The 6,948-nt window shown below is 66.9% G+C and carries 6 protein-coding genes and 3 pseudogenes; 4 read left to right on the top strand and 5 right to left on the bottom strand.

Annotated elements, in window-relative coordinates; genetic code table 11:
• Window positions 1-320 precede the first annotated feature (320 nt).
• A pseudogene (locus tag ACFWZ5_RS43635) lies at window positions 321-746 on the top strand (transposase); the annotation flags it as partial.
• 628 nt (window positions 747-1,374) lie between these two features.
• On the opposite strand, the gene ACFWZ5_RS43630 reads toward ACFWZ5_RS43635, so the two are convergent.
• Genes ACFWZ5_RS43630 through ACFWZ5_RS43615 form a run of 4 tightly spaced genes read right to left on the bottom strand, consistent with a single transcriptional unit; the run spans window position 1,375 to window position 4,525 of the window.
• A complete protein-coding gene (locus ACFWZ5_RS43630; RefSeq protein ID WP_384892621.1) occupies window positions 1,375-2,133 on the bottom strand; it encodes a class I SAM-dependent methyltransferase in 759 nt (252 codons plus the stop codon).
• A 15-nt stretch (window positions 2,134-2,148) separates the two neighbouring features.
• Window positions 2,149-3,366: a cytochrome P450 gene (locus ACFWZ5_RS43625; RefSeq protein WP_384892618.1), complete on the bottom strand. Its 1,218-nt coding sequence runs from the start codon at window positions 3,364-3,366 to the stop codon at window positions 2,149-2,151.
• Window positions 3,366-4,046, bottom strand: a complete 681-nt coding sequence (locus tag ACFWZ5_RS43620) for a tRNA-dependent cyclodipeptide synthase (protein WP_384892615.1) — start codon at window positions 4,044-4,046, stop codon at window positions 3,366-3,368. Before ACFWZ5_RS43620 ends, ACFWZ5_RS43625 begins: the two co-directional genes overlap by 1 nt.
• On the bottom strand, window positions 3,968-4,525 hold the full coding sequence (locus ACFWZ5_RS43615) for a 1-deoxy-D-xylulose-5-phosphate synthase N-terminal domain-containing protein (RefSeq protein ID WP_384892612.1): 558 nt from the start codon (window positions 4,523-4,525) through the stop codon (window positions 3,968-3,970). The genes ACFWZ5_RS43620 and ACFWZ5_RS43615 overlap by 79 nt, the downstream gene beginning before the upstream one ends.
• A gap of 30 nt (window positions 4,526-4,555) precedes the next feature.
• On the opposite strand from ACFWZ5_RS43615, the pseudogene ACFWZ5_RS43610 reads away from it, so the two are divergent.
• Window positions 4,556-5,730 (top strand): annotated as a pseudogene (locus ACFWZ5_RS43610) (IS701 family transposase).
• Between the two features lie 203 nt (window positions 5,731-5,933).
• On the opposite strand, the pseudogene ACFWZ5_RS43605 reads toward ACFWZ5_RS43610, so the two are convergent.
• Window positions 5,934-6,155: pseudogene (locus ACFWZ5_RS43605) on the bottom strand (ISAzo13 family transposase); the annotation flags it as partial.
• A 72-nt stretch (window positions 6,156-6,227) separates the two neighbouring features.
• On the opposite strand from ACFWZ5_RS43605, the gene ACFWZ5_RS43600 reads away from it, so the two are divergent.
• Window positions 6,228-6,563 (top strand): transposase, encoded by a 336-nt coding sequence (locus tag ACFWZ5_RS43600; RefSeq protein ID WP_384892623.1) that lies wholly within the window; start codon window positions 6,228-6,230, stop codon window positions 6,561-6,563.
• On the top strand, window positions 6,484-6,948 hold a 465-nt coding region (locus ACFWZ5_RS43595), incomplete at its 3' end, for an IS3 family transposase (RefSeq protein ID WP_384892609.1). The genes ACFWZ5_RS43600 and ACFWZ5_RS43595, both read left to right, overlap by 80 nt.

Below are 6,948 nucleotides of genomic sequence, written 5' to 3'. Positions count from 1 at the left end.
CGACTGAGTGGGTTGGTGATCCCGGTCCCGTCGGAGAAAGGCGCTGCGGGACCTGTGCGGCGGATTGGCGCGGCCCACTTGAAGGCACTGTCTGAGACGCTGGCGGTCCCGCTGGCGCAGCCGTCGACGCCTGGCGTCCGGTACCAGCGGTGGCGGACCGTCGCCTTCGACGGATGCGGCTCGCTGAAGGATCCCGACCACGAGCGCAACCGTAGTTGGCTCGGCAAGCTAGGGTCCCGGCTGGGCCCGGCGGGCCCCCACGATGACGCTGATGGCGCTCGTGGAGGCCGGTAGACGGATGTGCTGGGGCAGTCTTCGGTCCGGCCCAGACGAGCGAGACCGCCTGCGCCGCCCGCCTGCTGCACAAGCTCGACCGTGACATGCTCCTGCTGGCGGACCGCGGCTTCGACAGCAACTACTTCCTGGAAGCTGTGGCCGCCACCGGCAGCCAGTTCCTGTCCCGTTGCCGCTCCTACCAACGTCCGCCCGTTCTCGCGGTACTGAGTGACAGCTCCTATCTCACCCAGATCTCCGGCCTGCGGCTTCGGGTGATCGAAGCTGAGGTGAAGGCGAACGGCGCGGATGCAAGCATCACCGCTGACCGGTACCGGCTGATCACCACCTTGACCGGCCACCGCACCGATCCCGCCCTGGTGCTGGTACGTCCGTGCCACATCGAGCAGGAGGTATGGACCCTCCTGACGCTTTACCAGACGATCCGGCACACCATGGTCACCGCTGTATAGACCTGCCCCGGCGTTGACCCCAACCGGGCCTCCTTCACCATCACGCTCGAGACGGCCAGGGACACCGTCATCACCGCCGACGGCGTCCTCGTCCCGGCCGCGAATGACCAGGCGGACCTGGTGGGCTGTATCGGAAGGGCTGTCCTGGCGGATCTCCTCCCGGCCCGGCGGGCACGCTTCCGTGCCCGGATCGTCAAGGCGGACGCCTGCCGCTACCAGGCATGGAACCGTCGCCCGGACGACCACAGGCCACTGACCAACACCAGCATGATCACGGTCGAGGTGACCGTCCATGAGCCACCATCCGAACCGGACAGGAAACCCCCGGCCCTCGCCCCCGGTCGGCGGCCTGCCGTACCGCGATCCCCAGAGCAGACCGGCCACATGGCGCCAACGGTGACTCGCCGGCAGATCGTGCAGGTCATCCTGCAGCAGGCCCCGGAACCCGCACGACGCACTGCACAGGTTCTACGTACAGTTGTCTGCCTGGGCCAGCCGGGGCCGACTCGTCAAGGGCGTCCCCGGCACCTACCGGATCGCACCCCAACCAATGATAGCCACGGCCCCGTGGCCCATTAACTTCGCGGCATTGAGTGGTTATATGTGAAATACTGCCTAGTCACGGGGTTTACGCCGTGCAGTCCACCACCAGAGCGTGGGGAATCTTGAGGTAGTTGGCCCAGTGGGCGCCGCCGTAGGCGGCGAGCCCTTCGGGAGAGACACGGGGGTGGATCCAGCTGACAGTGGTGAATCCGGCTTGATGGAGGGCTTGTTCGTAGGCGCGGCGGGACCAGCGGTAGGGGGTGAGGCGGAATTCGCGGGCGGGGATCCAGGCACGCATGGGTGCTTCTGCGCCGTCCTGGCTGGTGTCAGCCATGTCGAAGTCGAAGCCGTAGTGGGTGTAGTAGCCGGGTTGGGTGGCCACGTCGGGGTTGAGGGTGGCGAAGACGAACCGGCCCCCCGTGGGGCGGAGTGCTCGGCGGGCGGTGGTGCAGAAGCCGGCCAGCGCTTGGGTGGTAGGGGCGTAGCACAGGACGTACACAGAGGCGACGAGGTCGAACTGACCGTCGAGTTCAGGGTCGCTCTGTGCGGGATGGGTTGCTTCTCGCCTGAGGTAGGTGAGGCCGAGCCGGTCGGCGGCCTCACGGCGGCGGACATAGTCGATCATGCCGTCGGAATTGTCGATGCCGGTGACCTTGGCGGCGCCGAGGTTGTGCAGGCGGCGGGTGTACAGGCCGCTGCCGCAACCGAGGTCGAGCACGTGCTTGCCGGTGATGTCGCCGAGGGCAGCCAGGAAGGTGTGGGCCTCGATGTATTGGCGGAACGGCATGTCGTCGGTGGCTGTGCGTTCATAGGCCTCGGCGAGGTCGTCGAATTCCTTGCCCATGATGCGACTCCTGACTTACCAGGTGACGGGGAGGCTGGAGGGGCGGATGAATATGAGATCTTCCCGCCAGGGAATGCGGCTCTCGGCCAGCGCGAGACGCAGGGTGGGGAAGCGAGTGAACAGCGCCTGACAGGCGATCTGCAGGAACAGCCGTGCGAAGGCGGCGCCGATGCAGAAGTGAGGGCCAGCGCCGAAGGTGGCGGTGCCGTCGGTCGTGCGGTGAATGTCGAACTTTGCCGGGTTGGGGTAGTGAGCTTCGTCCCAGGTGGCGCCGAGCATCGTGGCGCACACCGCATCGCCGTTGCGGATCAGGGTTCCGTGGAGTTCCACGTCCTCCAGAGCGATGCGGGGCAGACCAAGCACGCCATTGTGGTGGTAGCGCAGGAGTTCCTCAACGGCCTTGGGCCATAGCTCGGGTTCCTTCATGCACTCCCGCAACTGTTTGGGGTGCCTCAGGAGGGTGAGCGGCCCGGTCAGCAAAGGGGAGACCAGGGCCTCCACCCCGGTCACGCACAAGTAGCTGGCCGTGCCGTGCACCTCGTCCTCACTGATCATTTTCTGCTCGTGGGCGGTGATCAGGGCGCCAATGGGATCGTCACGGTCCCCGTCCTCACGGCGGGCTGCCACGACCTCGCCGGTGAAAGCAGTGATCTGCTTGGTGGCGGCAGCCACCTTCTCCGGGGTGACAGCCAGATTTGTCTGGACCTTGAAATTCTTCATGAACTTGGCCCGGAGCTTGGTGGGGATCTTCAGGCTGTCACAGGTGACGAGGGGCGGCAGCGGATCTGCGTAGGTCTCCACCAGATCGGCGGGGTTGAGCCCAGAGGCCATCTTATCGAGCAGGGTTTTCGCGTGGTCCTCGATCATCGGCCGGTGCCGCTGCACCCCGGTGCGTGTGTAGTAGGGCGCGATGACCTGACGGACCCGGGTGTGGTCGGGCGGGTCGATGTTGAAGACGCTGCCGGGCACGGACGTGAAGTCGTCGCCCGCCATCCGCGGAGCTCCGTCGAAGGCGAGGGCACGGGAGAAGCGCCGGTCGGCGAACACCTTTGCGATGTCGTCCTTCCGTGTGAGCATCCACGCCTGAGTGCCGCTGGGCAGGACCACCGGGCACACCGGGTGGTTCCGACGCGCCCAGTGCACGACCAGCGGCGGGGTACCCCACGGGCCCGGCTCGAAGGGATAGCGCAGAGGCAGCTCGGGCTCGGTGGCGGGCATGGGCATCTGTGTCATCACTGCACCTCCTGATGTACCTCGGCCACGATGAATCCCTGTTCCGGGCACAGACACAAGCCAGTGGTAGGCCTGTCCAGCAATACCTGGGCCAGTTCCAGAGGGCGGTGGTAGACGAAGACCGAGGAACTGACATTAAAAATCGAGGGGCTGTCGATCAACAACGGCATCTCCGCGATGGCGTAACCGACACCGATGTCCACCTGACGTTCGCCGACCGGCCCCTTGGCTACCGCTCCCACCGCGTCCCGTGTGACCGCCCGGCATGCCTTGCGCACCGCTGGATCGGTGCGATATGCGATACGAACCCTCTCTCTGAGCGTCGCGTACGCATACCGGTTGGTTAGCCCTGTCCAGGTATGCAGATGCCGCTCAGGCTCGGCCAGCCCCGACCGAACGAGTGCCCGACGCGCCGGAGCGTACAACTGACGAACCGCCCGGTTCACCCGACGCACCGCCTCCGACGGTTCGAAGCCTGCGGCAACCAGCGTATGTGCCGCCTCGAAGCCCGCAGTGAACACGTCCACGTGCTTGAAGTTCCGCACCGCCCATTCCACTAGTGCCTCCACCAGATGAGGCTTGTAGTGGCTGTTGAACGGGCTCAATCCCACCAGGGCGTGCTGGGCGCCCTCTGTGATACGGGCACAGTTGTCGCTGTACGGGCGCGCCAAGAAGTCCACGGGAATCCTCCTCCAGGTCTCACACAGCTTCCTCGGCACATGCCCCGGTGCACACGCCGTCCGCCCGATGACCGCCACCACGGCCCTGTCCCTCTCGCCGGACAGCAGGCCCTCGGCCGCAGCCGGGCGAAACCTTTCCTCCGCCTCGTCGGCAGCTTGTGCACATACGCCTGATGCTCCGTGTCGAAGACCAGAGCGTCCCACGGCGAGTCGAAGGCCCGGTGCAGCGCTAGGGTGAGCTCCACCACGCCCAGGTTCGGCCCCAGATGCCCCCCCCCGGCCGTGCACACTCTCTCCACCAAGAACGCCCGGATCTCCCAGGCGAGTTGGGGCAGACGCTCAGGCGCCAGATTCCGTACATCCTTCGGACCCGCAACCGACTCCAGCAGCCGCGCCGCCTGTAGCGTGATGCGCCCGCTCCTGCCAGATGGCTCCGGACCGCCGACGGCCCCTTTGCGTTTCGGAAGGGAATGATCCACGACTCGTACATCCTTCAGCTTGACTGATGCATGGCTGCGCGGGCAACCTTCCGCAAAGGGGCGCACGGGACGTCTCGATGCGGCGCATATGCCTGCGGATCATGCTGGGCGCCGGCCTGTGCCCTGGGGCGTGTGACGTCCGGCCACCGCACCCCCGACGGCCTGCGGCGACTGCTCAACAGAGCCACCTGGAGTGCCGACGACATCCGCGACGACCTCCAGGCATACGTCGCTGAGAAACTCGGTGAGGACGACGGGGTACTCATCCTCGACGACACCGGCTTCATCAAGAAGGGCACCACCTCCGCAGACGTCCAGCGCCAGTACTCCGGCACGGCCGGCCGCACCGAGAACTGCCAGATCGGCGTCTTCGCCGCCTACACCACCACCAGCGGCCGGGCCCTGGCGGACCGCGAGCTGTATCTGCCCAAGTCCTGGACCAACGACCGCGAACGCTGCCGCGCCGCGAAGATCCCCGACGAACGCGGTTTCGCACCAAGCCAGAGCTGGCCAGGGCGATGGTGCTGCGTGCAATTGCCTCGCCGCTGCCGATCGCCTGGGTGACCGCGGATGCCGCCTACGGTCAGGAGTGGCGCTTTCGCCGCATGCTGGAAGAGACAGCCATTGGCTACGTGCTGGCCGTCCCGAAGTCCCAGCAGGTGCCGCGCTTCGGCCGCATCGATCACCTGTTCAGACAAGCGCCGCCGGAGGCGTGGGAGAAACGCTCGTGCGGCGACGGCGCCAAGGGCCCGCGCGTCTACCACTGGGCGGCAGTCCAGCTCCCCATGATCGAGGAGTTCGACGGCGACAGGCCCACACATCAACGCTGGGCGCTGGCCCGCAGCAGCATCAGCAGGCCCGACGAGATCGCCTACTACCTGGGTTATGCCCCGGTGAGCACCGGCGTCGAACGGCTGGTGCAGGTCGCCGGGCGCGGGCGGGCGATCGAGGAATGCTTCCAGGCCGCGAAGAACGAATGCGGCCTGGATCACTACGAAGTCCGCCGCTACGTCGGTTGGATGCGGCACATCACCCTGGCGATGCTCGCCCACACCTTCCTCGCCGCCACGGCGGCTCAGGCGGCCGCAAAAGGGGATGCAGAAACGGTTCCACCTTGGTTCCGCTCACCGTGGCGGAAGTCCGCCGGCTCCTGGCAACTCGCCCCGCCCACCGACCCCGCCCACCACTTCGCATCCACGCGGTGAGCTGGTCGCAGTGGCGACGCAGGCGCCAGGCCGTCGCCCGCCACTGCCACTACCGACGACGAGTCCACTCCTTGGAGGGGCGGTCTGCCAACACCGCCCCTGACACGCCATCAGCCAACTACACTCCGGACGACGCCTCTGACCAGACCAGATAGCGAAACGCTGCTGGAGTATTAGTACTCCAGTGGGGCTTCCCCATTCCCGCTGGTCAGCGGCAGTCCTCGCCAGTTCGCGGTGATGTGGCAGCACATCCGGTGTTTTATCTTGTTCCACTTCGATGTGCCGGGCGGGGAGTGGCAGACCGTGATCTCGAGCCCGTTCTCCTGCGCGAAGGCGTGCAGGAGCTTCTTCCATGTCCAGCGGCGGGGATCGTTGGAGCCACCGGAGTCGGCGGTGATCAGCAGCCGGGTGGCGTCCGGGTGGTCGGGGGCGCTTCCCCCTGGGTGGTGGGCACCTTGATCCGGCCCTGGCCTGGGGCTGAGGAAGAGGTGTTCTTTATGGTGATGAAGTTCTACTCGCTGGAGTTCAAGGCGGACGCCGTCGCGCTGTACCTGTCCGGTCCGGATCTCACCCTCGCTGGGGTGGCCGAGGATTTGGGGGTCGGGCGGGGCGCGCTGAGGGACTGGATACGGGCCCGTCGCGGTGAGGACGCCACGACCACGAGCACAGTCAAGGAGCAGACCGCGGTGAGCGAGCCGAGCCGGGGAAGAGCGGAAGGCCGGGATAGCGGCCCTGCGCACAGAACTGAAGACGGTGCGCAAGGAGAACGCGACGCTCGCCCGGGAACGCGACGTCCTGCCGAAGGGCGACGAAGTTTTCCGTCTCCGGGATGACCTGGTGACGAGCCGTTTTCAGTTCACCGACGATCAGCGCGGGACCTTCCCGGTCAAGCGGCTCTGCCAGGTACTCGGCGTCGTCCGCTCCAGCTGCTGCAAGTGGCGCGCATCCCGCGAGTCCCGTGCCCGGCGCGAGCGGGACGACGAGGTGCCGGCGATGAGGATCCGGTCCGTGCACGCGGGCGCGGTCGGCACCTACGGCGCCCGGCGCATCACGGCCGGGCTCCGCCAGGCCCCCGGCCTGCGCATCAACGAGAGGAAGGTCGCCCGTGTGATGCGCAAGTTCCGCATCGCCGGCCTCCGCCTGCGCAAGCGCGTACGCACCACTGTGCCCGAGCCGTCACAGACGCCGGTGGCGGACCTGTTCCAGCGGGACTTCACC

Origin of the sequence: Streptomyces sp. NPDC059003, from assembly GCF_042740445.1 — a bacterium.
Classification (GTDB): domain Bacteria; phylum Actinomycetota; class Actinomycetes; order Streptomycetales; family Streptomycetaceae; genus Streptomyces.
This window is presented reverse-complemented; position numbering and strand designations above follow the sequence as displayed.

Excerpts from the sequence above, each read along its gene's own strand:
- ACFWZ5_RS43600 (WP_384892623.1), top strand. The coding sequence starts at position 6,228 with ATGGTGATGAAGTTCTACTCGCTGGAGTTCAAGGCGGACGCCGTCGCG.
- ACFWZ5_RS43630 (WP_384892621.1), bottom strand. The coding sequence starts at position 2,133 with ATGGGCAAGGAATTCGACGACCTCGCCGAGGCCTATGAACGCACAGCC.
- ACFWZ5_RS43625 (WP_384892618.1), bottom strand. The coding sequence starts at position 3,366 with ATGACACAGATGCCCATGCCCGCCACCGAGCCCGAGCTGCCTCTGCGC.